The 298-nt window shown below is 61.1% G+C and carries 1 pseudogene; it reads left to right on the top strand.

Features of this window, described 5'->3' with window-relative positions:
• Positions 1–298 (top strand): annotated as a pseudogene (locus tag MRBLMC3_RS21140) (IS110 family transposase); the annotation flags it as partial.

The raw sequence follows: 298 nt of genomic DNA, 5'->3' as shown, positions 1-298 counted from the left end.
AACGCCCGATACGCCAAGAACGTCCCGGGCCGAAAGACCGATGTCAGCGATGCGGCCTGGCTGCAACGCCTTCACAGCTATGGGCTATTGCGAGGGAGCTTTCGTCCTGAGGCGGGCGTGGCGACCATGCGTGCCTAACTCCGGCAGCGCGAGCGTCTGATCGAATATGCGGCGTCCCATATCCAGCACATGCAGAAGGCGCTGATGGAGATGAACGTGCAGCTTCATCACGTCGTTTCCGATATCACCGGGGTTACGGGCATGCGGATCATCAGGGCCATTGTGGCCGGCGAACGCA

Source organism: Sphingobium sp. LMC3-1-1.1 (genome assembly GCF_040676285.1).
Classification (GTDB): Bacteria; Pseudomonadota; Alphaproteobacteria; order Sphingomonadales; family Sphingomonadaceae; genus Sphingobium.
This window is presented reverse-complemented; position numbering and strand designations above follow the sequence as displayed.